Source organism: Actinomadura fibrosa, from assembly GCF_900659615.1.
GTDB lineage: Bacteria > Actinomycetota > Actinomycetes > Streptosporangiales > Streptosporangiaceae > Spirillospora > Spirillospora fibrosa.
The window spans coordinates 1-23,325 of the sequence record NZ_CAACUY010000140.1; the positions used below are offsets into that span (position 1 = coordinate 1).

17 protein-coding genes are annotated in these 23,325 nt (G+C 74.3%); 6 read left to right on the forward strand and 11 right to left on the reverse strand.

Annotation, left to right across the window (positions count from 1 at the left end):
• Positions 1-989, forward strand: a 989-nt coding sequence (locus E1300_RS32755; protein ID WP_207400082.1) for a TolB-like translocation protein, incomplete at its 5' end; no start/stop codon positions are given.
• A 12-nt stretch (positions 990-1,001) separates the two neighbouring features.
• Here the strand turns inward: E1300_RS32755 and E1300_RS32760 are convergent.
• Together E1300_RS32760 and E1300_RS32765 are read right to left on the reverse strand one after the other, a co-directional pair.
• Entirely contained in the window at positions 1,002-3,173 is a 2,172-nt protein-coding gene (locus E1300_RS32760) for an MMPL family transporter (protein WP_131760982.1), read from the reverse strand.
• Positions 3,174-3,366: 193 nt separating this feature from the next.
• Positions 3,367-4,302, reverse strand: a complete 936-nt coding sequence (locus E1300_RS32765; protein WP_242619534.1) for a Ppx/GppA family phosphatase — start codon at positions 4,300-4,302, stop codon at positions 3,367-3,369.
• 83 nt (positions 4,303-4,385) lie between these two features.
• On the opposite strand from E1300_RS32765, the gene E1300_RS32770 reads away from it, so the two are divergent.
• Positions 4,386-4,817, forward strand: coding sequence for a PH domain-containing protein (locus E1300_RS32770; RefSeq protein ID WP_131760983.1), 432 nt, complete (start codon positions 4,386-4,388; stop codon positions 4,815-4,817).
• A gap of 23 nt (positions 4,818-4,840) precedes the next feature.
• Here the strand turns inward: E1300_RS32770 and E1300_RS32775 are convergent, their stop codons facing one another.
• From E1300_RS32775 to E1300_RS32795, 5 genes are all read right to left on the reverse strand, one after another.
• The gene (locus tag E1300_RS32775; protein WP_242619535.1) at positions 4,841-5,821 is read right to left on the reverse strand and encodes a ribokinase; all 981 of its coding nucleotides are present in this window, start codon (positions 5,819-5,821) and stop codon (positions 4,841-4,843) included.
• A gap of 35 nt (positions 5,822-5,856) precedes the next feature.
• On the reverse strand, positions 5,857-7,815 hold the full coding sequence (locus E1300_RS32780) for an ABC transporter permease/substrate-binding protein (protein ID WP_131760984.1): 1,959 nt from the start codon (positions 7,813-7,815) through the stop codon (positions 5,857-5,859).
• Positions 7,805-9,352: a sugar ABC transporter ATP-binding protein gene (locus E1300_RS32785; protein WP_131760985.1), complete on the reverse strand. Its 1,548-nt coding sequence runs from the start codon at positions 9,350-9,352 to the stop codon at positions 7,805-7,807. The genes E1300_RS32780 and E1300_RS32785 overlap by 11 nt, the downstream gene beginning before the upstream one ends.
• On the reverse strand, positions 9,349-10,434 hold the full coding sequence (locus tag E1300_RS32790) for a LacI family DNA-binding transcriptional regulator (protein WP_131760986.1): 1,086 nt from the start codon (positions 10,432-10,434) through the stop codon (positions 9,349-9,351). Before E1300_RS32790 ends, E1300_RS32785 begins: the two co-directional genes overlap by 4 nt.
• Before the next feature lie 711 nt (positions 10,435-11,145).
• Positions 11,146-14,895, reverse strand: coding sequence for a chemotaxis protein CheB (locus tag E1300_RS32795; protein WP_131760987.1), 3,750 nt, complete (start codon positions 14,893-14,895; stop codon positions 11,146-11,148).
• A 256-nt stretch (positions 14,896-15,151) separates the two neighbouring features.
• On the opposite strand from E1300_RS32795, the gene E1300_RS32800 reads away from it, so the two are divergent.
• A complete protein-coding gene (locus E1300_RS32800; RefSeq protein ID WP_242619536.1) occupies positions 15,152-16,210 on the forward strand; it encodes a DUF2293 domain-containing protein in 1,059 nt (352 codons plus the stop codon).
• Here the strand turns inward: E1300_RS32800 and E1300_RS32805 are convergent.
• Positions 16,207-17,358 (reverse strand): glycerophosphodiester phosphodiesterase, encoded by a 1,152-nt coding sequence (locus E1300_RS32805; protein ID WP_131760989.1) that lies wholly within the window; start codon positions 17,356-17,358, stop codon positions 16,207-16,209. The genes E1300_RS32800 and E1300_RS32805 overlap by 4 nt on opposite strands.
• A 253-nt stretch (positions 17,359-17,611) precedes the next feature.
• Here E1300_RS32805 and E1300_RS32810 point away from each other — a divergent pair, with 253 nt between their 5' ends.
• Positions 17,612-19,141: an alkaline phosphatase D family protein gene (locus tag E1300_RS32810; protein ID WP_131760990.1), complete on the forward strand. Its 1,530-nt coding sequence runs from the start codon at positions 17,612-17,614 to the stop codon at positions 19,139-19,141.
• A gap of 70 nt (positions 19,142-19,211) precedes the next feature.
• Complete coding sequence (locus tag E1300_RS32815; protein ID WP_131760991.1) at positions 19,212-19,724, forward strand: hypothetical protein; 513 nt, start codon at positions 19,212-19,214, stop codon at positions 19,722-19,724.
• Positions 19,725-19,727: 3 nt separating this feature from the next.
• Here E1300_RS32815 and E1300_RS32820 read toward each other — a convergent pair whose 3' ends face one another.
• From E1300_RS32820 to E1300_RS32830, 3 genes are all read right to left on the reverse strand, one after another.
• Positions 19,728-21,176, reverse strand: a complete 1,449-nt coding sequence (locus E1300_RS32820) for an FG-GAP-like repeat-containing protein (protein WP_131760992.1) — start codon at positions 21,174-21,176, stop codon at positions 19,728-19,730.
• Positions 21,177-21,245: 69 nt separating this feature from the next.
• On the reverse strand, positions 21,246-22,040 hold the full coding sequence (locus E1300_RS32825) for an aldo/keto reductase (RefSeq protein WP_242619537.1): 795 nt from the start codon (positions 22,038-22,040) through the stop codon (positions 21,246-21,248).
• A gap of 109 nt (positions 22,041-22,149) precedes the next feature.
• A complete protein-coding gene (locus E1300_RS32830; protein ID WP_131760994.1) occupies positions 22,150-23,013 on the reverse strand; it encodes a DeoR/GlpR family DNA-binding transcription regulator in 864 nt (287 codons plus the stop codon).
• On the opposite strand from E1300_RS32830, the gene E1300_RS53745 reads away from it, so the two are divergent.
• Positions 23,012-23,325, forward strand: a 314-nt coding sequence (locus E1300_RS53745) for a histidine phosphatase family protein (RefSeq protein WP_165503100.1), incomplete at its 3' end; no start/stop codon positions are given. The genes E1300_RS32830 and E1300_RS53745 overlap by 2 nt on opposite strands.

Consider the following 23,325-nt stretch of genomic DNA (forward strand, 5'->3'; position numbering starts at 1 on the left):
CGCCGATGCCGCCGACCCGGCCGCAGACGCGGCGCGCGGGAGGCCGGCGCGGCAGGCTCGTGGCCGGGTCGGCGGTGGCGGCGCTGCTCGTCGCCGGGACGGCCGTCGGCGCCTACCTGCTGGTGAACTCCGGCGGCGACAGCACGCACGACAAGCCGGTGGGGAACGTCGCGGCGGCGTTCCCCGAGTCGGCGCTGTTCGTCCGGATCGACACCGAGCCCGGATGGCCGCGGGACTGCCACGCCGACATCGGCACCTACAAGGCGGGCGACGCGAATCCGCGGCCGCTCGTCCGCGGGCCGAAGTGCGACATACTGCCCGTGAAGTCCCCCGACGGCAGGCAGGTGGCCTTCACCCGCAGGGACGGCGACCGGAACGAGGCGTGGGTCATGAACGCCGACGGCAGCCGCCAGCACAAGGTGACCGACATCGCGGGCGGGCGGCTGACGTGGTCGCCGGACGGCGCGCGGCTCGCCTACATGGGCGAGAAGGACGGCGTGCGCCAGATCTTCACGATCACCCTCCAGGGGAAGGCCGTCACGCAGCTCACGACCGACTCGTCCGACAAGGACGACCCGATGTGGGCGCCCGTCGCGTCGAGCCTGGTGTTCTGGAGCAAGCGCGATGGCGGCACCGAGCAGCTCTACACCCTCGACCCGGACCGCCCGTCGGCGGCGTGGACGAGGCTGAAGGGCGACGGGCAGCGCGCCGTCGACCCGGCGTGGTCGCCGGACGGGTCGCAGATCGCCTACACGCACGGGGAGTCGTCGGCGAGCGACATCTGGCTGATGGAGGCCGACGGGTCGAACCCGCGCCCGCTGGTCAAGGACGCCGACAACGAGATGGACCCGGGATGGTCCCGCAACGGCAAGTGGATCTGCTACGTGCGGGGTCCGGTGGCCAAGCCGCGGATCTGGGCGGTCCGCGCCGACGGCACGGGCGACCGCGCCGTCAACGCGAACCTCAGCCTCGGCCACCCGAACTGGTAGGCCGCGCCGCCGTCAGTCGGCGCTGGTCACGGGCTCCGCGGGCGGCGCCGCCTCGTCCTCGACGGGGACGGGACGGGGGTGGGCCAGGGCGCTCGGCCACCACATGTGCCGGCCGACGTCCAGGTTGAGCGCGGTGACCAGCACGGACCGGACGACGAACGTGTCGAGCAGGACGCCGAACGCGACCGTGAACCCGAGTTCGGTGACGAACACCAGCGGCAGCGAGCCGAGCGCGGCGAACGTCCCGGCGAGGACCGCGCCCGCCGAGGTGATGACCCCGCCGGTCGCGGCGAGCCCGATGAGCGCGCCGCGCCGCGTCCCGTGCTGCTTCGCCTCCTCGTGGACGCGGGTCATCAGGAAGATGTTGTAGTCGGTGCCGAGCGCCACGAGGAACACGAACGTCCAGAGCGGGAAGGACGGGTCGGCCGCGGCGAAGCCGAAGACGTGCTCGAAGACGAGCGCGCTGACGCCGAGCGCCGCCGCGAATGACAGCACGACCGTGGCGACGAGGATCAGCGGCGCGACGAGGGCGCGGAGCAGCAGCGCCAGGATCAGCAGCACGACGACCAGCACGATGGGGATGACGACGTTCTGGTCGCGGCGGGAGGCGTTGTTGATGTCGAGGGTGACGGCGGCGTTGCCGCCGACCTCGGCGTCCGCGCCGGGGACGCGGTGGACGGCGTCGCGGGCCCGCTCGACGGCGGTGAAGCCGGGCTGGGCGTCGGGCGGCGCGTTGAGCGTCCCCTCCAGGTAGACGAGGCCGTCGACGGGCACGCCCGGCCGGTTCCCGGCGACCTTGACGTCGGTGATCGCGGGGACGCCGGCGAGCGCGGCGCGGACGGCGTCCTGCGTGCCGGCCTTGGCGATCACCTGGACGGGCGAGCCGCTGCCCGCGGGGAAGTGGCGCGCGAGCACCTCCTCGCCGGTGACCGAGTCGGGCTTGCCGGAGCTGAACGAGTCCTTGTTGGGCAGCGCCCCGGTCTGGAGGGCGAACAGCCCGAAGCAGAGGGCGCCGAGCACGACGGCCGTGACGATCCAGGTGGTGCGGGGGCGGACGGCGACGAGCGCGCCGACCCGGGCCCACAGGCCGCGCTCGGCGGGCTCGGGCGAGCCGAACCGGGGGCGCTTCGGCCAGAACACCCAGCGTCCGCAGATGACGAGCAGCGCGGGCAGCAGCGTGACCATCGCGGCGAGCGCGACGGCGACGCCGATCGCCATGACCGGGCCCATGCTCTTGGTGGAGTTGAGGACGGCGAGCAGCAGGCACAGCATGCTCAGCGCCACCGTGGTGCCGCTCGCGACGATGGCGGGCCCGGCGCGGTGCAGCGCGAACGCCATCGCCTCGTGCCGGTCCTCGTGCCGTCTGAGCTCCTCCCGGTAGCGGGCGATCAGCAGCAGCGCGTAGTCGGTGCCCGCGCCGAAGACGAGGACGGTGAGGATGAACGCGGCCTGCCCGTTGACGGTCAGCCCGGCGTGCTCGGCGAGCAGGTAGATGACGGCCTCGGCGGCCATGAGCGCGACCCCGACGCACAGCAGCGGCGCGAGCCAGAGGACGGGGCTGCGGTAGGTGATGAGCAGGATGGCGATGACGATGGCGGCGGTGATGAACAGCAGCGTCTTGTCGAAGCCGGAGAAGACGTTGCTGAAGTCGCCCCCGTACCCGGCGGGTCCCGTGACGTGCGCCTGAAGCCCGGGGTCGCCGGTCTGGACGATGTCGCGGTAGTCCTTGACGGCGGGGCCGAGCAGGTCCCAGCCGTCGCTGCCGACCTTGACGTTGACGATCGTCTGGATCGCCTTCCCGTCCTTGGCGACGGCGGGCGGCACGACGCTCTGCGCCAGCTTCCGCGGCGGGGCGTCGCCCTTCGGGTCGCCGGTGACGGCGTCCAGGCGGGCGGCGTCGGCCCTCGCCTTGGTGAGGTCGGCGGCCGTGACCGGCGCGCCGCCCCGGTCGTAGACGACCACGGCGGGGAAGGTGTCGGACGGCACGAACTTCTCGGACGCGTCGACCACCCGCGTCGACTCGGCGTTCTTCGGCAGCCACGACGACGCCTCGTTCGACTGGGCGCCGGTGAGCTTCCCGGCCAGCGGGACCGCGAGGGCGAGAACGGCGACCCAGAACACCAGGACGAGGTACTTGCTCCAGCGTCCGCAGGGCAGTGACGAGAACCGGTACACACGCGCCATCGAATGAACCCCCTTGGTGGGCCGCCCGTCCCCCTTACCTATGACGGCCCGCCGGAGCGGTCAAGATGTATCGCGTTTTTTGCCGACCGGGCAAAATGGGATCAAGGCGCGTCCGCGCAGGCCGGAGCGGGCGAGGCCGGATCCGGACACCGCCTCCGGTGCGGCACCGGAGGCGGCGGTCCCATGCGCGGGCTCAGCCCGTGATGGTGTCGAGGCGGCGCAGTATGACGCCCTCGCGCAGCGCCCACGGGCAGACCTCCAGCTCGGCCAGCCCGAACAAGTCCATCGCGGCGTCCGCGACGATCGCGCCCGCGGGGAGCTGCGGCGCCCGCCGCTCGGACACCCCCGGCAGCGCGGCGCGCTCGGCGGGCGGCATCTGCGCGAGCTTCTCCGCCCACTCGGTGAGGTCGCCGCCGCGCAGGACCCGCCGCTGGTACGGTCCCTCGGCCGACGGCGCCGCGCCCCCGATCCGGGCGAGCTGGCGGAACGTCTTGGACGTGGCGACCGCGTGGTCCGGCGCGCCGTACCGCGACACCTCCCCGATGTGCCGGGCGATCTCCGCGCGGACGTGCCGGCGCAGCTTGCGGACCTCGTCGGCGGACGGCGGGTCCGCGGTGAACCAGTCGCGGGTGAGCCGGCCCGCGCCGAGCGGCAGCGAGAACGCCGCGTCCGGCTCCTCGTCGATGCCCGCCGCGATCTCCAGCGAGCCGCCGCCGATGTCGACCACCAGCAGCCGCCCCGACGACCAGCCGAACCAGCGCCGCACGGCGAGGAACGTCAGCCGCGCCTCGTCCTCGCCGGACAGCGCGCTGATGTCGACCCGCGTCTCCTCCCGGATGCGCGCCAGGATCTCCTCGCCGTTGGCGGCGTCCCGGACCGCGGACGTCGCGAACGCGACCAGGTCCTCGACGCCCTTGTCCTCGGCGATCTGCAGGGCGTCGTCGATGAACTCGCGGAGCAGCGTCTCGCCCTCCGCCGAGAGGCGTTCGCCGTCTTCCAGGTGGGCGGCCAGCCGGAGCTCCGCCTTGTGAGAGAACGCGGGGATCGGGCGCGCCCCCCGGTGGGCGTCCACCACCAGGAGATGCACCGTGTTCGATCCCACGTCCAGCACGCCGAGTCGCATGGCCATGACGCTATCGGACCCATCAGGCAACAAGTCAGGGCACACCCGCCTCGACTGGGATAGATCACCCTTGCCGCTACGGTGACCGTATGGACGGGGGAACCGGAGCGGAGCGGCGGTGGCGGGTGCCCGCCAAGCAGGTCGTGGCCAAGTGCGCGGCGGCCGTGGCGGTGGCGGTGCTCGCGGCGGCGAGCGCCGGGGACGTGCAGCGCCTCCTCCTGGCGGGCGTCGCCGCCGCCGGGCTCGGCGCGCTCGCGCTCCGCGACCTCCTCGCGCCCGTCCGGGTGGCGGCCGACCGGGACGGCGTGACGATCGTCGCGGGCTACGCGGGCCACCGCCGCGTCCCGTGGGAGGAGGTCACCGCGATCCGCGTGGACGAGCGGCGCCGCCTCCTGCTGCACACGCGGCTGCTGGAGATCGAGACCGCCGACGACCTGCACCTGTTCAGCGCGTTCGACCTGGGCGCCGACGTCCACGACGTCGCCGACGCCCTCTACCGCCTCCGCGCCCGCACCGGCTGAGCCGCCTGAGCCGGTCGGCCGCCTCAGGTGGGCAGGTCGTCGCCGGCCGCGGGGTAGCTGCTCTGCGCGCCCGGGCTGCGGACGGCCGCGGCGCCGACCCGGACCGCGTGCCGCGCCGCGTCCTCCAGGGTGTCGCCGCGCGCCAGCCGGAGGCAGAGCGCGGCGGTGAACGCGTCGCCCGCGCCGGTGGTGTCGACGGCCTCCACCTTCGGGGACGGGACCGCCGTCGTCCCGGCGAGGCCCGCGACCAGCGCGCCCGCGGCGCCCAGCGTGACGACGGCCGAGCGGACCCCGCGGCCCAGCAGCGCCCCGGCCATGGCCTCGGGGTCGTCGGTGCTCCGCTCACCCAGGAGGAACGCGGCCTCGTGCTCGTTCACCACGAGCGGGTCGCAGAGCGCGAGCAGGTCGTCCGGGACGGGCGCGGGCGGCGAAAGGTTGAGGACGACCCGTCCCCCGGCGTCCGCCGCGGCGCGGGCGGCGGCGAGCACGGCGTCCAGCGGCACTTCGAGCTGGAAGGACACGACGGACGCGGCGGCGATCATCTCGCGGGCCGCGGCCACGTCGGCGGGGGTGAGCCGGGCGTTCGCGCCGGGCGACACGATGATGCTGTTGTCGCCGTCGGGGCCGACCGTGATCAGCGCGACCCCGCTCGGCCCCGGCGTGGTGAGCAGGTGGCCGAGGTCGACCCCGGCCTCGCCGAGGGCGGTGCGCAGCAGCGCGCCGTGGCCGTCGTCGCCGACCCGGCCGAGGATGCCGACCCGGCCGCCGAGCCGGGCGGCGGCGACGGCCTGGTTGGCGCCCTTGCCGCCCGGATGGGTGGCGAGGTCGGAGCCGAGGACGGTCTCCCCCGGCCCCGGGCGCCGGTCGACGCCGACCACCAGGTCCGCGTTGACCGACCCCACGACGACCACGTCGTACCGCACGCCACCATGCTCGGCGGCGCCATGCTCGGCGGCGCTGTGCTCGGCGCCGCTGTGCTCGGCGGCGTCACGCTGCTGCGACACGTCCCTCTCCCCTGCCGGCGGTCCCGATCACGATGTCACGAGGTGGCGAACTGGGCGGCGTTCTCCGGCGTGGCGATCTTCACCGGCACCGGGGCCGTCGCTGCGATCTTCTCGCCCTTCGCGGCCCTGAGCGCGCTGTCCACGGCCATCTTGCCGAGCAGCCGGGGCTGCTGGGCGACGGTCGCGTTCATCGTCCCGGCCTGGACGGCCTTGATGCCGTCCGGCGTCCCGTCGAAGCCGACGACCTTGACCTGCTTGCCCGCCTTGCCGCCGAGGGCCTTGACGGCGCCGAGCGCCATCTCGTCGTTCTCGGCGAACACGCCGTTCAGGTCCGGGTGGGACTGCATGAGGTTGGTCATGACGTCCAGGCCCTTGGTGCGGTCGAAGTCGGCGGGCTGCCGCGCGAGCACCTGGATGCCCGGGTACTGCCTGAGCCCCTGCTCGAAGCCCTGCCCGCGCTCGCGGGACGCGGAGGTCCCCGCCTGCCCCTGGATGATCACGATCTTGCCCCGGCCGCCCAGCTCCTTCGCGAGCTGCGCGGCGGCGTCCCGGCCGCCCGCGACGTTGTCGGACGCGACGAGCTGCGCCACGGAGGCGCCGTTCACGGTCCGGTCGGCGGCGACCACCGGGATCTTCGCCCGGTTCGCGGCCTGCACGGCGGGCGCCGCGGCGTCGGAGTCGACCGGGTTGATGACGATCGACTTCAGGCCCTGGCTCGTGTAGTTCTGCACCTGGTTCACCTGCTGGGACGCGTCGTTCTGCGCGTCGGTCACGGTGAGCGAGACGCCGAGCCGCTTCGCCTCGTCCTGCGCGCCCTGCCGGAACTGGACGAAGAACGGGTTGTTCAGCGTGGACACCGACAGGCCGATCTTCGTCCCGCCGCCGCCTCCCGCCGCGCCGCCGGACTTCGAGCCGCCGTCGCCGGTGGACGCGACGCCCACCGCGAGCGCCGCGACGACCGCGACCACCGCCGCCCCGCCGGCCCAGAACGCGGCCGGGCGGACGCTCAGCCCGCGGCGCCGGACGGTGTCCAGCAGCACGGCCAGCGCGATCACGACGCCGATGACGACCTGCTGCCAGAACGCCGACACCGACAGCAGGTTCAGGCCGTTGCGCAGGACGGCGAGGATCAGCGCGCCGACCAGCGTCCCGAACGCCTTGCCCTTGCCGCCGGACAGGCTCGCCCCGCCGATGACGACGGCGGCGATCGCGTCCAGCTCGTAGCCGTTGGCGGCCTGCGGCTGCGCCGAGGCGAGCCGGGAGGCCAGCACGATCCCGGCGACGGCCGCGAACGCGCCGGACAGCGCGTAGGTGACGAGCTTCTGCCGGTCCACGCGGATGCCGGACAGCTTCGCGGCCTCCTCGTTGCCGCCGATCGCGTACATCGCGCGCCCGCTGTAGGTGCGGGCGAGGATCAGCGCCGTCAGCAGCCCCATCGCGATCATGACGAGGACCGGGACGGGCAGGTACTCGCCGATCGTGTCGCCGAGGTGCGTCACCGCGCCGGGCAGCGCGATCGGGCTGCCGTCGGAGATCACGAGCGCCAGGCCGCGGGCGACGCCGAGCATGGCGAGCGTCGCGATGAACGGCGGGAGCTGCCCGTAGGTGATCAGCGCGCCGTTCACCAGCCCGGCGGCGATCCCGACGAGGACCGCCGCGAGCAGCGCGAGCGGCCACGGCAGCCCGTGCTCGGTCGCCGTCCAGGCCAGCACGACCGCCGACAGCGCGGCGACCGCGCCGACCGACAGGTCGATCCCGGCGGTCACGATGACGAACGTGACACCGAACGCGAGAATGGCCGTCACCGCGGCCTGCACCCCGACGTTCAGCAGGTTCGTCACCGTGAGGAAGTCGCCGGACGCGAGGGCCAGGGCGACCACCAGGATCACCAGCCCCGCGAGGGCCCCGTTCTCGCCCAGCAGGCGTCCCGCGGTCCGCAGCGCGCCGCCACCGGACGGCGACTCCGGCCGCTTGCGCAGCGATTCAGTCGCCATGGTCGCTCTCCCCCTTGTTCTGCCCGGAGACGGCCAGGGCCATCACCGCGTCCTGCGTCGCCTCGCCGGCCGGCAGCTCGCCGGCCAGCCTCCCCCGCGCCATCACGAGCACCCGGTCGCTCATGCCCAGCACCTCGGGGAGGTCGCTGGAGATCATGAGGACCGCGTGGCCGGAGGCGGTGAGGGAGTTGATCAACTGGTAGATCTCGACCTTCGCGCCGACGTCGATGCCGCGCGTCGGCTCGTCCAGGATGAGCACCTTCGCGTCGGCCAGCAGCCACTTGCCGATCACGACCTTCTGCTGGTTGCCGCCCGACAGCGTGCGGACCTCCTGGCGGAGGCCGCTCATCCGCACGTTGAGCCTCCCGGCGATGTCGCCGGCGCCCCGCCGCTGGCTGGAACGATCCACGAACCCGCCGCGGCTGGACCGGCCGAGCGTGACCAGGCCCAGGTTCTCCTGGACGTCCGCGCCCAGCACGAGCCCCTGGCCCTTGCGGTCCTCCGGGACGAGCCCGAGCCCGGCCTCCATCGCGGCGTGCACGTCGCCCGCGGGCACCGCCCGGCCGTCCACCCGGACCTCGCCGCGGTCGGGACGGTCCGCGCCGAAGATCGCGCGGGCGACCTCGGTGCGGCCGGCGCCGACCAACCCGGCGAGGCCGACGACCTCGCCCGCCCGGACGTCGAACGAGACGTCCTCGAACACGCCGTCGCGGGTGAGGCCGCGCACCTCCAGCAGCGGCGGGCCCGCCTCGGACCGCTCCCGCGGGTACTGCTGCTCGATCGCGCGGCCCACCATGAGCCGGACCAGCTCGTCCTGCGGCGTGTCCGCGGGCACCTCGGCGACCGAGCGGCCGTCGCGCAGAACCGTCACCCGGTCGCCGATCCGCGGGATCTCCTCCAGGTGGTGGGTGATGAACACGATCGCCACACCCTGATCGCGGAGCCGCGCGACGATGCGGAACAGCCGGTCGACCTCGCCGGTGGTGAGCACCGCGGTCGGCTCGTCCATGATCAGCACCCGGGCGTCCAGGCTCAGCGCCTTGGCGATCTCGACCATCTGGCTGCGCGCGATGCCGAGCCCGGCCATCCGGTCGGACGGCTCCGCGTCCACGCCGACCCGCGCGAGCAGGTCCCGCGCGGCGGCGTTCATGGCGCCGCGGTCCACCAGCCCGAACCGCCGCGGCGGGCGGCCGAGGAACAGGTTCTCCGCGACCGTCAGCTCCGGGACGAGGTTGAACTCCTGGTAGATCGTCGCGATGCCGAGCCGCTCGGCGTCCTGCGCGGACCGGATCCGCACCGGCTCGCCGTCGATCTCGATCGTGCCGGCGTCGGGGCGGTGCGCGCCCGACAGCGTCTTGATCAGCGTGCTCTTGCCCGCGCCGTTCTCGCCGAGCAGGACGTGCACCTCGCCCGGCCGCAGATCGAAGTCGACGCCGTCGAGCGCGAGCACGCCCGGGAAGGCCTTGCGCAGCCCCCGCACGCGCAAGATCTCCCCGGTGCCCGCCGTCCCGGCGCCCGTGGTTCCCGTGGCGCTCATGCCGGGCCGCTCCCTTCCTTCGTGAGGTCTCCGCCCTGAGGGCCCGCCCCCAGGGGTCGTACTGCGAGGTCTTCCGCGCCCCTGTCCGGGCCGGGCTCGCCGCAGGAGCGGCGGACCACCAGCCGGGCCGCGAGGACCTCCGGCTCCACCGGGCGGCGCGCGATGCGCTCCAGCAGCGCGCGCACGGCGCGGCGGCCGAGGTCCTGGACGGGCTGGGCGATGGCCGTGACCGGCGGGTCGACATGGGTGAACCAGGGGACGTCGTCGTAGGAGGCGAGGCCCACGTCGCCGGGGATGGCGAGGCCGCGGGCGCGGATCTCGTCCAGCGCGCCGAGGGCCATCAGGTTGTCCCCCGCGAAGATCACTTCGGGTGGTTCGGGCAGGTCGAGCAGCCGCGCGGCGCTCGCCCGCCCGCTGGCGGCCTGGAAGTCGCCCGCCTCCAGGTACTCCGGGCGCACCGGCAGCCCGTTCGCGCGCAGCGCCGCGACGAACGCCTCGGTCCGCTCCCGGCCGGTGGACAGCAGCGCGGGCCCCGAGACGAACGCGACGCGGCGGTGGCCGAGCCGCGCGAGATGCGCGACGAGCTCCCCGATGGCCGCCGTCCCGTCCGCCCGGACGGTCGGCACGTCGAGGCCGGGAAGCGTCCGGTCGAGGAAGACCAGCGGCCCCCCGTCCCGGACGACGTCGCGCACCAGCGGCGTGATCTCCGCCGTGGGGCACAGGAGCAGGCCGTCCACGCGCTGCTCCAGCAGGGTCCGGACGTAGTGGTCCTGGCGGCCCGGGCGCTCGTCGGCGTTGCCGATGACGACCGAGTACCCGGCGCTGCGGGCCTCGTCCTCCACCGCCCGCGCGAGCTCGGTGAAGAACGGGTTGAGGATGTCGCCGATGACGAGCCCGACCGTGCGGGTCGTGTCGGTGCGGAGCGAGCGGGCGACACCGTTCGGGCGGTAGCCGAGCTCGGCCACCGCTGCCAGCACGCGGGCCCGCGTCTCCTCGGTCACCGGGGCGCTGTCGTTCAGCACGCGCGACACCGTGGCGACCGACACGCCCGCGAGGCGCGCGACGTCCTTGACCCCGGCCATGGCACCTCCCGCCCGTCGCGCCGAACCCGGCCTGTAATCGTTTACACGCCGTTTCGTGTAAACGATTACACGCTATCCGGCATTCCCGCAAGCCCTGACCCCGTCCGGAGGCCGCATCCGTCACCTGGCCCGCAGTTCCGCGAGGTCGACGACGCGCGCCAGATCTTCCACGGACGCGAAGTAGCCGACGAACGCACCGTTCCGCGTCACCAGAAACGCGCTCTCCCCCGCGACACCCGCAAAGTCCGCCCACGCCTGGTGCGCCCCCGCAAGCCGCACCGCCGCCACCCGCAGCCCCCGCGGCCCAACCAACTCCCCCCGATCACTCCCCATACATCAAACGCTACGCTGAGTAACTAACCACCCTTCGCGCGGGTCAGCGACAGCACGCTCTCAGGGGACACCACACGCCGCTCTTGGCGAGCGGTGCAGGGTTCGCGGCGTCGGCTCATCAGTGCCGCACCTTCAAGGCCTCGACGGCGATCGCGCGCTGTAAAAGTCTTCGCGGGCGCGCAGCGCGGTACCGCTGGGCGCGTACTCCGCGACGACCCAGTTCTTCTCAGCGGTGCCCGGTGTGGGGGACCTTGTGTTCGCGGATCGCCTTAGCGTCGTGCATCACCGCACCTCGGGGCGCATCGGGCGCCATCCGCGGTTGTCGGACGGAGCCGCCTGTCGCCAGCCTGGGCTGGCCGCCGCTAGAGCCAGGAGGGTTCAGACGTCATCTGGCCGGCGGTTTGGTCCTCTGCTCTTCCGCTCGGTGATGTCGAGCGTCACGCCGATGACCCGCTCCACCGTGCCGTCCGGCCCGGTGGTGGCCTCGGCGCGCTCCTCAAGCCAGACGATCTGCCCGTCATCAGGTCGTCGGATCCGGAACTGGGAGGTGTAGCTGCCGCCCCGGTCGGCGACGGCCCGCACCTTGTCGAGGTGCTGCTGGGCGTCCTCCGGCAGGACGAGGGCGAACCCGTCGGCCGCACTCGCCAGAGCCGGGAAGCCGTAGACGTCGGCGAAGTTGTCGCTGGTCGTGATGCGATCCTGCGCGGGGACCCATTCCCAGGTCACGATGCCGGTCGCGCGAATCGCCATGCGCATCCGCTGCTCGCTCTCGCGCAGTCCCGCCTCGGCGCGGGCCCGCTCGACCTCGGCCCAGGCGCGTCCAGCGGCCTCCTCGGCGAGCGCGACGTCCTCCTCCGTCCAGCGACGGGACGTCTTCTGGTGGACCGTGAGGACGCCGCTGCGGCCTGCGTTCCGGGGGAGCGGCAGGACGAGCTGCGCGCCGATCCCGAGCTCGGCGTACGCCGCGCGGACACCGGCAGTGAGGGAGGAGTCCTCGGCGTCCACGATCACACTCCGCTCGCCGCGGCCCAGGGCGCGCTCGAACAGCGCCGACAGCACGTCGGAAGAGGTGCCGGCGAGGTCGGGCAGGCTCGTGGTCGCGTGGGCGCCGCCGCCGACGACCACACCCGTTGCCCCGTCGAGTTCGACGAAGGCGGCGCCGTCGGTGTCGAGCTGGTCGACGAGCCTGCGGCACGCGGTCCGCTGGATCTCCACCGGGTCCGAGAGCGCGCGCAGCGCATCCGAGAAGCCGAGGCGGAACGCGTTCAGCTCCGCCGAGCGCCGGCGGACGCGGGCCACCTCAAGCTGGCCGGCCACGCGCGCCACCAGCTCGCGGGCCGAGAACGGCTTGACGATGTAGTCGTCCGCGCCGGCCAGCAGGCCCTCGATCGCCGATTCCTCCCCGGCCCGCGCGGTGACCAGCACAACCGGGATCCCGCTCAGGTCCGGGTCGCCGCGCAGCTCGCGCAGCAGCGCGAAGCCGTCCAGGCCCGGCATCATCACGTCGGTGAGGACGAGATCCGGCGGGTCGCGGTGCGCGAGCGCCAGGGCCTGTGCGCCGTCCGCCGCCGTCACCGGCTCCCAGTGCGGCGCCAGCAGACGTGCCAGGTAGTCCCGCATGTCCTTGCTGTCGTCGACGACCAGGATGCGCGCGGTGGGCGCGTTCCCGCCGAGCTCGTGCCGGGCCACATCGTCGGCGAACAACTCCGCCGCGGGTGCCTCTCCCCAGTTCGAGGCCTCCTCGGCCATCGCGGCCGCGACCTGCAACGGCGGGTCCGCCGACGGCGCCGCGTCCAACGCCGTGGGCCGCCGCCCGGAGGGGATCCAGACCGTGAACGTCGTCCCCTCTCCCACGGTGCTGGCAACCCGGACGCGCCCGTGATGGCGGCGCACGAGCTCATCGACGAGGGCCAGCCCGATCCCCGCCCCCTCGTGCGTGCGCCCACGTGTGCCCCGCACCCGGTGGAAGCGCTTGAAGACGTGCCGCAGCTCCTCCTTCGGAATGCCCACGCCGGTATCGCGGACGGCGAGCTCGGCGTGGTTGGGCAACGCGCGCAGCGTGACCTCGATCCGGCCTTCGAGAGTGAACTTGAGCGCGTTCGAGATCAGGTTGGAAACGATCTTCTCCCACATCTCGGCGTCCACCCAGATGGGCTCGGGCAGCCGCGCGAGGTCGGCTTCGAGTCCCACTCCGGCGCGGCGGGCGGCGCTCTCGAACTGGGCGACGATGTCGCGGGTGCGCTCGGCGAGATCGACCGGCGCGAACGTCGCCCGGAGCCGCCCCGCCTCGATCTGCGAGAAGTCGAGCATGGTCCCGACCAGGTGCAGCAGCCGCCGCGCGTTGCGGCGCACCAGGTCGACGTCGGCCCGCTGCTCCGGCGACAGCCCGTCGCTGTCGCGGCCGAGCTCCTCCAGCGGACCGAGCATCAGCGTCAACGGCGTTCGGAACTCGTGCGAGACGTTGGAGAAGAACTCCGTCTTGGCCCGATCCAGGTCCTTGAGGCGCCGCCGCCGTTCCCGCTCCCGCTGCCGCGCGTGCGCGTCCGCCATCCGGGCCGCCACGGAATCAGCGACGAGGGTCAGGAACCCGCTGTACCCCTCGTCGAAGGCCAGGTAGGGGTCGACCCCGAAGACCAGTGCCCCGACCACCCGGTCATCGGCTTCGTCGCCGAGGGGGTGGACCACGGCGATCTCGGGTGCCGGCCGGTCGGCGACGACGCCGTGTCCAGGGAAGCGCGTGGCCAGGTCGTCGACCGTGACCGGCTCGGTCAACTGGTCCAGTGGCCAAGCAGCACCTGGCGCCAGCCGCACGTGGCGGGGCGCCAGCGGTGAGCCCTCCTCCACCCCGACCGCGCCGACCAGACCCGCACCGGTTGCCTGGGCATCGAGGAGATAGGCGATGGCGTAGACGACGTCGGCCGAGCCTGCCATGATCTCCAGCGCCTCGGCGAGTGCCTGCCTGCGGCCGCCGGCGCGCGGCGCGCTCGCGAGCGCGTCGAGCACCGCCAGCCGCCGGGCCGACAGCACTTCCGCCGTGCCGTCGGTGATCGTGCGCAGGATGCCGCCGACCGTCCCATCGGGCTCGTAGATGGGGACGTCGGTCAGGTTGAACCAGATCTGCCGCATCCGGCCGTTGACGAGGTAGGTGTAGCTGGCCTGCGGATGGCGGGCCGACGCGCCCGCCAACACTTGGTCGTATATGACGCGAGACTGCTCGAAGACCTCCGGGAACAGCTCGCGTGTTGGTCGCCCGAGCACCTCGGCCTCACGCCCCGGCAGGAAGGGAAGCGCCCTGTCGTTGTTGAACCACAGGAAGTCCTCCCCCCACAGCACGTAACCGGGATCGGGGCTGGCCATCATCAGGCGTACGACGGATCTCAGCGTCGGTGACCACCCACTCACCGGGCCAAGGCGCGTGCGGCTCCAGTCCAGCGCGGCTGCCTGGCCGGCCATCACGCCCTCGCTACCGAAGGTGGCTCGAATCGCCTCCGCCTCAGTGCGCGGAAGCGGCAGCCGTCGGCCGAGAGCGACGTCCACCAACACCGGCCCGATTTCCAACAGCGGCAGCACCAGGTCCACCGCGCCCGCGGCCACTGCGGCGGCGGGCATCGAGGGCTGCTCCGCCGTGTCCTCGCTCTGCGCGATCACCCGCCCGCCCGCCGCGCGCACGGCCGCGGCGCCCGCGGCACCGTCGCTTCCCATCCCGGTCAGCACCACCGCGAGCGACGCAGCGCCGAAGCTGTCACCGACCGACGTCAGCAGCGCGTCGAGCGGCCGCTCCGCGCGCACCTTCTCCGCCGGGCGCACCGCATACGTGCGGTCGGGCAGGACCTCGAGCACCGACCGCGGCGGGCACACCGTCACCGTCCCCGGCTCGACCCGGCCGCCCTCGCGCGCCCACCTGACCGGAAGCGCGATCCGTCGGGCGAGGATCTCGACCAGCGCGCTCCCCTGCCCACCGAGGTGCTGGGTGAGGACGACCGCCGCAGGGAAGTCACACGGCAGCACACGAAGAACGGCTGACAGCGCCTCCAGGCCGCCCGCCGATGTCACCAGCGCCACAACCTCGACGCCGCGCCCTCCCCCGTCCTGCGCGGCGCTCCCCGAGCCGGTCGACGGCTGCACCATAACTTCTCAAGCTACAGCGACCCCGGGTCGATGACATCCGGCCTCGATGCCGGTGCCGTGCGGCCGGGGGCCACCTGCCCGGGGTGATGCCAAGCACCACTTGGGGGGCCAGCAGGCTCGGTGGCGGCGCTGCCTTCGTGCGAGGGCGGGGCACGGCGGCGACTTGGCGGGCGGCGGTCAGTCGACGGTTGCCGTCCGGACGACGTGGGTGGTGAGGGGCGGCGTGGCTGTTGTGGGTCCTATAGCGTGGTCGGCCGTGAGTGAGGTGCATGAGTCGCGGCTGGCGCGGCGGGTGGGCGAGGCCGCCGACGAACTTCTGAAGCGCTCGCGCTCCGTCGCTCCCGTGGACGTGTTCGCGCGGATCGGGTGGATTCGCGCGGCCCAGGTGGACGAGTGGCGGCAGGGGCGCACCGACCATCTGCACGCGGCGATGAACGTCCGCCCCGACAGGATCGCCGCGGCGTTGCGCGCCCTGCGTGCCTGGGCGCGCGAGCGGGAGCTGGAGCCCGCCGAGACCGCCTACACCGCCGCCACCCGCGACCGCCGCCCGCTCCGCTTCACCGCCGCCGGTGGCGAGGCGGCCGAGCGCGATCACCGCACGCACTGGCTGTCCCCCGACCTGACGCCCGCCCAGCGCGAGCGGCTCACCGCCCGGCAGAACAAGGCGCCCGACATCACCGTCCTGCTGGCGGACGGCGCGTGGACGTGCGGCGGCTGCCGCGGCACCGGCGAGTTCCAGCTCGTCGAGGACTCCGTTCCGCTCTGCCTGGACTGCGCCGACCTCGGCCATCTCGTCTTCCTGCCGTCCGGCGACGCCGCGCTCAGCCGCCGCGCCAAGAAGGAGAGCGGCCTGTCCGCGGTCGTCGTCCAGCACAACCGGCGCCGCAAGCGCTACGAGCGGCGCGGGATCCTGGTCGAGGAGGCCGCGCTGGAGCGCGCCGAGGAGCAGTGCCTCGCCGACGAGGAGGCCCGCGCCCGGCGCCGCGACCGGGACCGGGAGCGCCGCGCCGAGCAGGACCTCGACTTCCAGGCCCGGATGGCCGCCGAGATCGTCAGGCTGTTCCCCGGCTGCCCGTCCGGGCGCCCGGAGGAGATCGCCCGGCACGCGGGCCTGCGCGGCAGCGGCCGGGTGGGGCGGACCGCCGCCGGGCGCGACCTCGACGAGGAGGCCGTCACGCTCGCCGTCATCGCGTCCGTCCGGCACCTCGACACCGGCTACGACGCCATGCTCATGGCGGGCGTGCCGAGGCGGGAGGCCCGCGACCGCATCCGCGCGGACGTGGACGCGGTCCTCACCGCCTGGAGGGCGTCCTAGAAGGCGTTGCGGGCCTGGACGGCGGTGTCGGCGTTGTCGCTGAACAGGCCGTCGATGCCGGCCTTGAAGAAGGCCTCGTACTCGCGGAACGCCTGCCCGTAGTCGGACGGGACGGTCCCGTTGCGCAGGTCCGCGGGCAGGAACTGGTTCTCGTTGCGGAACGTGTACGGGCCGACCTTCAGCCTCGCGGCGTGGGCGTCCCTCACCAGCGCCGAGGGCGTGCCGAGCGTCCCGTCGCCCTTCAGCGGGATGACGAGCGACTTGTCCGGGCCGATCCACTCGGCGTAGGTGCGGATCTCCCGCAGCCCCGCCGGAGTGATCATCTGGGCGAACGTCGGGCCCTTGCCGGTGGCGACCGTGTCGTAGGGGGCGCCGGTCGTGGAGAGGTCCTGGAGCGCGGGCACGCGGAGCTGCGCGTGCAGGAGGCGCAGGCTCGACGGCTCGAACGACTGGACGATCGCGCGGCCGTCCGCGCTGTCGAGGCCGTTGCGCTTCAGCGCGGTGGCGAGCCGGCCCTCCAGCGGCAGGCCGATCGAGCGGAAGTAGGTGGGGTGCTTGGTCTCCGGGATGACGCCGATCCGCCGGTGGTACCTCGCGCCGAGGGCCTTCGCGAGGTCGATGACCTCCTGGAGGGTCGGCACCTGGTAGCGGCCGTTGTAGAGCGTGTTGTGCTGCCGGACGTCCGGGAGCCGCTCGACGGCGCGCAGCGTCTTCAGCTCGGCGAGGGTGAAGTCCTCGGTGAACCAGCCGGTGACCTTCGTCCCGTCCACGGTCTTGGTCGTCCTGCGGGACGCGAACTCGGGGTGCCGCGCCACGTCGGTGGTGCCGCCGATCTCGTTCTCGTGCCGGGCGACGAGCACGCCGTCCTTGGTCGGGACGAGGTCGGGCTCGATGTAGTCGGCGCCCATCTGGACGGCCAGCTCGTAGGAGCCCGCGGTGTGCTCGGGACGGTACCCGGCCGCGCCGCGGTGCCCGAAGACCGCCGGGACCTTCGCGTGCGCGGTCGGCGCCTTGGCGGGCGCCGCGGCCGACGCCGTGCCGGCCGCGGTGCCGCCCAGCGCAGCGACCGGGAGCAGCACGGCCGCGGCGACGAGCGCCGCCCTCCCCCTCGTCGTCCTGAACGCGATCCGCCTCGCCGTGCCGGCCATCTCGGGCTCCTCTCGACGGCGGCGTCCCGCCGCGACCATCGCCGGGGATCACCGCCGCCCGGGACGGTACCGAGCGGCGGACACCCGGGCCAGGACCCGTCCGGTGACGGCCAGGGCAACCTTCACGGGCGGTCCGGTGAACGGTGGCGGCGTCCGGTACCGGGCGGTTCGCGGCGCCACGAGTGCTTCACTCAGCGTTGCCTCGATGGTCGGTTCCGGCTCAATCCGGTCCTCTGCACTGGGAACCGTGGACATGACACGCAGGACGTTCCTGGCCACCGGCTCCCTCATCGGCACCGCATCCCTGGCTGATCGCGGCCTCGCGGCGGGGCGGCCGGACCCGTTCGCGCTCGGCGTCGCCTCCGGGGATCCGGCGGCCGACGGTTTCGTCCTCTGGACCCGGCTCGCCCCGCGCCCGCTCGCGGACGACGGCCACGGCGGGATGGCGGACCGCGATGTCCTCGTCGAGTGGCAGGTCGCCGAGGACGAGGGCTTCCGCCGCGTGGCGGCCGGGGGCCGGGCGACGGCCCGCCACGCGAGCGCCCACAGCGTCCACGTCGAGGTGCGCGGCCTGCGGCCGGGGGCCGCCTACTTCTACCGGTTCCGGGCGGACGGGCACGTGTCGCCCACCGGCCGCACCCGGACGGCACCGGCGCCCGGCTCCATATCGCCGCTGGTCTTCGGCGCCGTCTCCTGCGCCGATTACGAGCACGGCTACTTCACCGCCTACCGGAGGCTGGCCGAGCAGGACCCCGACCTCGTCATCCACCTCGGCGACTACTTCTACGAGGACGTGGCGGACGGACGGGGCCCGCTCCCGGTCGTCCGGCACCACACGCCGGGCAAGTGCATGACGCTGACCGACTACCGGCTCCGGCACGCCCAGTACCGCACCGACCCGGACCTGCGGGCCGCGCACGCGGCCGCGCCCTGGGCGGTCATCTGGGACGACCACGAGGTCGAGAACAACTGGGCCGGAAACGCTCCCGGGACGAAGGTGCCGGGGTTTCCCGCCCGCAAGCGCGCCGCGATCCGCGCCTACTACGAGCACATGCCGCTGCGCGCCGCCGCGGTCCGCCGGGACGGGCGCCTCGGCCTCACCCGGCGGCTGGACTGGGGCGCCACAGCCGCCGTACATCTGCTCGACACCCGGCAGTTCCGGTCCGACCAGCCCTGCGACGACGGCCTGCGGGCCGGTTGCGACGACCGCCTCGACCCGCGCCGGGCGCTCCTCGGACCGGCGCAGCTCCGCTGGCTGGAGGCGGGCCTGCGCGGCTCCCGCGCCCGCTGGAACATCCTGGCCCAGCAGGTCTTCCTCGCTCAGCGCGACCTCCATCTCGGGCCGGGCCGGGAGATGGCGCTGGACGGCTGGGACGGGTACGCCGCCGAGCGCGGGCGGGTCATCGGCGCCCTGCGCTCGTCCGGCGCGGGCAACCCCGTCGTCCTCACCGGGGACGTCCACGTCGCCCACGCCTGCGACCTGCTCGCCGACTTCGACGACCCGTCCTCGGCGGCCGTCGGCGTCGAGCTGGTCGCCACGTCGATCGCGAGCGACGGCGACGGCGTCCCGGACCCGGCGGGCAACGCCGCGGTCCGCGCCGAGAACCCGCACATCGCGTTCATCGACCAGCGCCGCGGCTACGTGCTCGGCAGGCTCGCCCCGGACGAGCTGCGCGCCGAGTTCCACACGCTGCCCCGCGTGACCCGCCGGGGCGCGGCGGCGTCGGTCGCCGCGGCCTTCACCGTCCCCGACGGCGCCCGCACGCTGTCGCCGTCCCACTGATCCCGGAGGGAACCGGGCGCGGGTAAGGGACGTCTAAAGCGCGTCCCGTGCCGCACCCGAAGGGGGAACCATGGCGGCCATGCGACTCCACCGGTTCGTGCTCCTCGCCTCGTCCGCCGCGGTGCTCGCCGCCTGCGGCTCGGGGGCCTCGGCGGCTCCGACCCGCACCGCGACGCCGCCGAGCGCGACGCGTCCCGCGGCGCCCTCGGACCCGGCCCGGGCGACCGAGCCGACCCCGCGGACGGCGGTCGGGAAGGGCGAGGACTTCACGCTCGCTCCCGGCCAGACCGCCCGCGTCGACGGCGGGAACCTGGCGGTGCGGTTCGTCGGCGTGACGAACGACAGCCGGTGCCCGTCGAGCGTCCAGTGCATGTGGGAGGGCGACGCGATCGTGACCGTGGCGGTCACGCCCTCCGGCGGACGGACCGCCTCGCACGAGCTGCACGCCTCCCGCGCGAACGGGAAGTCGGTCACCGTGGCCGGGCAGGTGCTGCGGCTGGTGGCGCTGGCTCCGGCGAGGACCTCCACCGACCCCGTCCCGGCGTCCGCCTACCGGGCCCGGCTCCGGGTCGACTCCGCCTGAGCGTCACGGGAAGGCGAACCCCGTCAGGCCCCTGGCCGGGAACGGCAGTGAGGCCGGGCGGGAGGCCAGGGCGGGCAGCACGGTGACGGCCCCGCCGAACGCGTAGGCGCCTGGAGCACCGATGACGAGGGTCGCGCGGCGGCCCCGGCCCGTCACGGAAAGGGTGTCGCCGAAGCGCGCCGAGGGGCCGAACGGCGAACCGATCGTGAGCGCCCCGCGCCCGGTGGGGCCGGTCCCGCGGGCGCCGCGCAGGATCCGCACCGCGCTCCGGCCGGGGGCGCCGACGGCCAGATCGGGGACGCCGTCGCCGGTCAGGTCGGCGGCGGCGAGGGCGTCGCCGAAGTGGTCGAAGGGGCCGCCGCGCGACCGCCCGGTGAAGGTGGGGCCGAGCTGCCGCATCGACGGCCCGGCGAGCACCTGCACGGCGCCCTCGGCGTAGGCGGCCGTCTCCTCCCGGTTCTCGCCCGGGGACCCGACGGCGAGGTCGTCGCGCCCGTCGCCGTCGAAGTCCGCCGCGGCGAGCGCGGACCCGAAGCCGTCGGCGCGCTCCGCCGTCCCGGCCACGCCGGACCCGTCCTGGACGACGTACCGCGCGGACCGTTCCAGCGGGTCGAGCACCGTGACCGTCCCGGCGCCGCGGGAGCCGTCGCCGGGCGCGCCGGCGGCGATCTCGGCCCGCCGGTCGCCGTCGAAGTCGCCCGCCGCGAGGACCGTCCCGAAGCCGTCGGTCTCGGACGCGCGCTGCCCGATCCAGGACGTGCGCTGGGTGAGCAGGGGCCCGGGGCGCAGGCCGCGGCCGCGCAGCCCGAAGACCGCGACCCCGCCGCCGCCCGCCAGCCCCGGGGCGCCGACCACCAGCTCGTCGTCGCGGTCGCGGTCGAGGTCGGCGGCGGCGAGGGACGCCCCGAAGCGATCGGTCCCGGAGCGGCGGTGCAATGACCGGACGGTCAGCAGCGGGCCGGGCCGGAGCCCGTCCGGCGAGCCCGCGAAGATCTGCACGGCGCCGCCGCCCTCGGCGCCGGTGGCGCGCCGGCCGGGAACGGCGTCCGGGAGCCCGACGGCGAGGTCGGCGCAGCCGTCGCGGTCGAAGTCGCCGGCCGCCAGGGACGCGCCGAACCCGTCGCCGGCGCGGGCGGCGCCCTCGCGCGACAGCCAGGTCACCCCGGCGGCCCGGCGGACCCCGACCGCGCCCGCGCGAAACCGGCCGCGGACGGTGGCGTACGGGGCTCCGGCGGCGAGGTCGGGCGTCCCGTCACCGTCGAAGTCGGACGGGGCTCCGGGCCTGCACTCGCCGGTGGGCGCCTTGCCCGTCGCCGCGGTGACGCGGACGGCGGCGGGAAGCGGGACGTGCCGGGAGGCGACCGGCGGGGCGGACGCGCCCGCGGCCGCCACCAAGGCGACGGTGGCGGCCAGGCGGGCGGAACGGTGGCGGGGGACGTCGGCGGGGCTCACGTCGGCAAGGTGCCCCGCCGGTGGAACGCCCCGCCGCCGTCGGGATGGCCGGGCGGTGAATGCGGGAGGTCAGCCCGTCACGTCGAACGTGGCGGGGTCCGGCCCGAAGCGGGTGCCCCGGTCCAGCTCGCCGAGCGCCGCCATCTCCTCGCCGGTCAGCTCGAAGTCGAACACCGCGATGTTCTCCGCGATCCGGGACGGCGTCACCGACTTCGGGATGACGATGTTCCCGATCTGGAGGTGCCAGCGCAGCGCGATCTGCGCCGGGGTGCGGCCGTGGGCCTCGGCGACGCGGGCGAGGGCCGGGTCGTCCAGCAGCCCGTGGCCCTGCCCGAGCGGCGCCCACGCCTCGGTGCGGATGCCGTGCTCCTCGTGGAAGGCGCGCAGCCCGGCCTGCTGGAAGTACGGGTGCAGCTCGATCTGGTTGAGGACGGGCACCGCGTCGGACTCGTCCAGGATGTGCTGGAGGGTCTCGACGGTGAAGTTGGAGACGCCGATCGAGCGGACCCGGCCGTCCGCCTTCAGCTTCTCGAACGCCCGCCAGGTCTCCAGGTAGGTGCCGCGCTTCGGCAGCGGCCAGTGGATCAGGTAGAGGTCGACGTACTCCAGGCCGAGGCGCTCCAGGCTCGCGTCGAAGGCGCGCAGCGCGCTGTCGTAGCCCTGGTCGGAGTTCCACAGCTTGGTGGTGACGAACAGCTCCTCGCGCGGCACGCCGGACGAGCGGAGCGCGCGGCCGGTGCCGCGCTCGTTCCGGTACACGCTCGCGGTGTCGATGCTGCGGTAGCCGTTCTCCAGGGCCGTCCTGACGGCGGTCTCCGCCTCGTCGTCGGACACCTGGAAGACCCCGAAGCCGAGCTGCGGCATGGAGCGGCCGTCGACAAGGTCGATCTTCGGTACGGTCACGATCTCGTTCTCCCTGGTCAGCGATGGGTGCGGGAGCCATCGTGCCCGAAAACGGGCGGCCCGAACCTGGTCACGGCACCGCCACCACATCCCGGACGATCGTGTGCTCGTCGAGGTCGCGCAGGGCGGCGGCGGGCGCGCCCGCGTCCGTGATCACCCGGTCGAACGCGCCGAGCGGCGCGACCCGGTGCAGCGCGGTCCGCCCGAGCTTGGTGGAGTCGATCAGCAGGACGCTGCGGGACGCGGAGGCCAGCATGGCCCGCTTCACCGACACGATGTGCTGCTCCTGGTGGAAGGCGTAGCCCGCCGAGACCGCCGAGGTCGACACGAAGCACAGGTCCACGTTGAGGGACTCGACGGCCTCCACGCAGGACACGCCGAGGAACGAGTCGTGCAGCGCGTCGTAGTCGCCGCCGAGCGCGATCAGCCGGACGCCGCCGGCGCGGGCGAGCAGGTTCAGGCCCTCCAGGAAGTTCGTGACGACGGTCAGCGGCGTCACCTCCCCGAGCCGCCGCGCCAGCGCGAGCGCGGTGGTCGAGTCGTCCAGCATCACCGCCATGCCCGGCTCCACCAGCTCCAGGGCGCGTGCGGCGATCGCCTCCTTCTCGGCCCGCATCGAGCCGCGCCGGTAGGCGACGTTGCTCTCGAACACGCCGGACGGCTGCGCGGTCACCCCGCCGCGGAACTTGCGGACGATGCCCTGGCGCTCCAGCTCGTCCAGGTCGCGGTGGATCGTCATGAGGCTGACGCCGAACCGCTCGACCAGCTCGGCCGCCGTCGCGGAGCCCGCCGACAGGACGTGGTCGGCGATCGCCTGGCGGCGCTGCGCCGGCCCGCGCGACACCGCGCCCGCGCCGCCCGTCTCTCCCGCGCCGCCCGTCTCGCCCGCATCCCTGCCGCCCGCGCCCGTGCCGCCCGCGCCCGCTCTGCTCATGGGCTCATCCTGGCGGACCGGACGGTTCCTCCGCCAAGCCACTCGGCCGACAGGCATCATCACGGCCATTGCGGGAACGTCCGCCCGGCGGAGCGGGATACTTGAGGCGGGGAACGCGAGGGGCGACGGGGGAACACGGGTGACGACGCTTTTTCTGGCCCGGCACGGCCAGACGGAATGGCACGCCGAGAACCGGTACGCGGGGGTCAGCGACATCGCCCTCGACGCGGAGGGCCGCCGCCAGGCCGAGGACCTCGGCCGCTGGGCGGCGGGCGCCGCGATCGAGGCGCTCTGGGCCTCGCCGCTCGGCCG

Bases quoted from the DNA above. Each gene is read 5' to 3' on its own strand.
- E1300_RS32830 (WP_131760994.1), bottom strand. From the start codon at position 23,013: ATGAGCAGAGCGGGCGCGGGCGGCACGGGCGCGGGCGGCAGGGATGCG.
- E1300_RS32795 (WP_131760987.1), bottom strand. From the start codon at position 14,895: ATGGTGCAGCCGTCGACCGGCTCGGGGAGCGCCGCGCAGGACGGGGGA.
- E1300_RS32765 (WP_242619534.1), bottom strand. From the start codon at position 4,302: ATGGCCATGCGACTCGGCGTGCTGGACGTGGGATCGAACACGGTGCAT.
- E1300_RS32825 (WP_242619537.1), bottom strand. From the start codon at position 22,040: ATGCCGCAGCTCGGCTTCGGGGTCTTCCAGGTGTCCGACGACGAGGCG.
- E1300_RS32790 (WP_131760986.1), bottom strand. From the start codon at position 10,434: ATGGCCGGGGTCAAGGACGTCGCGCGCCTCGCGGGCGTGTCGGTCGCC.
- E1300_RS32815 (WP_131760991.1), top strand. From the start codon at position 19,212: ATGGCGGCCATGCGACTCCACCGGTTCGTGCTCCTCGCCTCGTCCGCC.
- E1300_RS32785 (WP_131760985.1), bottom strand. From the start codon at position 9,352: ATGAGCGCCACGGGAACCACGGGCGCCGGGACGGCGGGCACCGGGGAG.
- E1300_RS32805 (WP_131760989.1), bottom strand. From the start codon at position 17,358: ATGGCCGGCACGGCGAGGCGGATCGCGTTCAGGACGACGAGGGGGAGG.
- E1300_RS32770 (WP_131760983.1), top strand. From the start codon at position 4,386: ATGGACGGGGGAACCGGAGCGGAGCGGCGGTGGCGGGTGCCCGCCAAG.
- E1300_RS32810 (WP_131760990.1), top strand. From the start codon at position 17,612: ATGACACGCAGGACGTTCCTGGCCACCGGCTCCCTCATCGGCACCGCA.
- E1300_RS32780 (WP_131760984.1), bottom strand. From the start codon at position 7,815: ATGGCGACTGAATCGCTGCGCAAGCGGCCGGAGTCGCCGTCCGGTGGC.
- E1300_RS32760 (WP_131760982.1), bottom strand. From the start codon at position 3,173: ATGGCGCGTGTGTACCGGTTCTCGTCACTGCCCTGCGGACGCTGGAGC.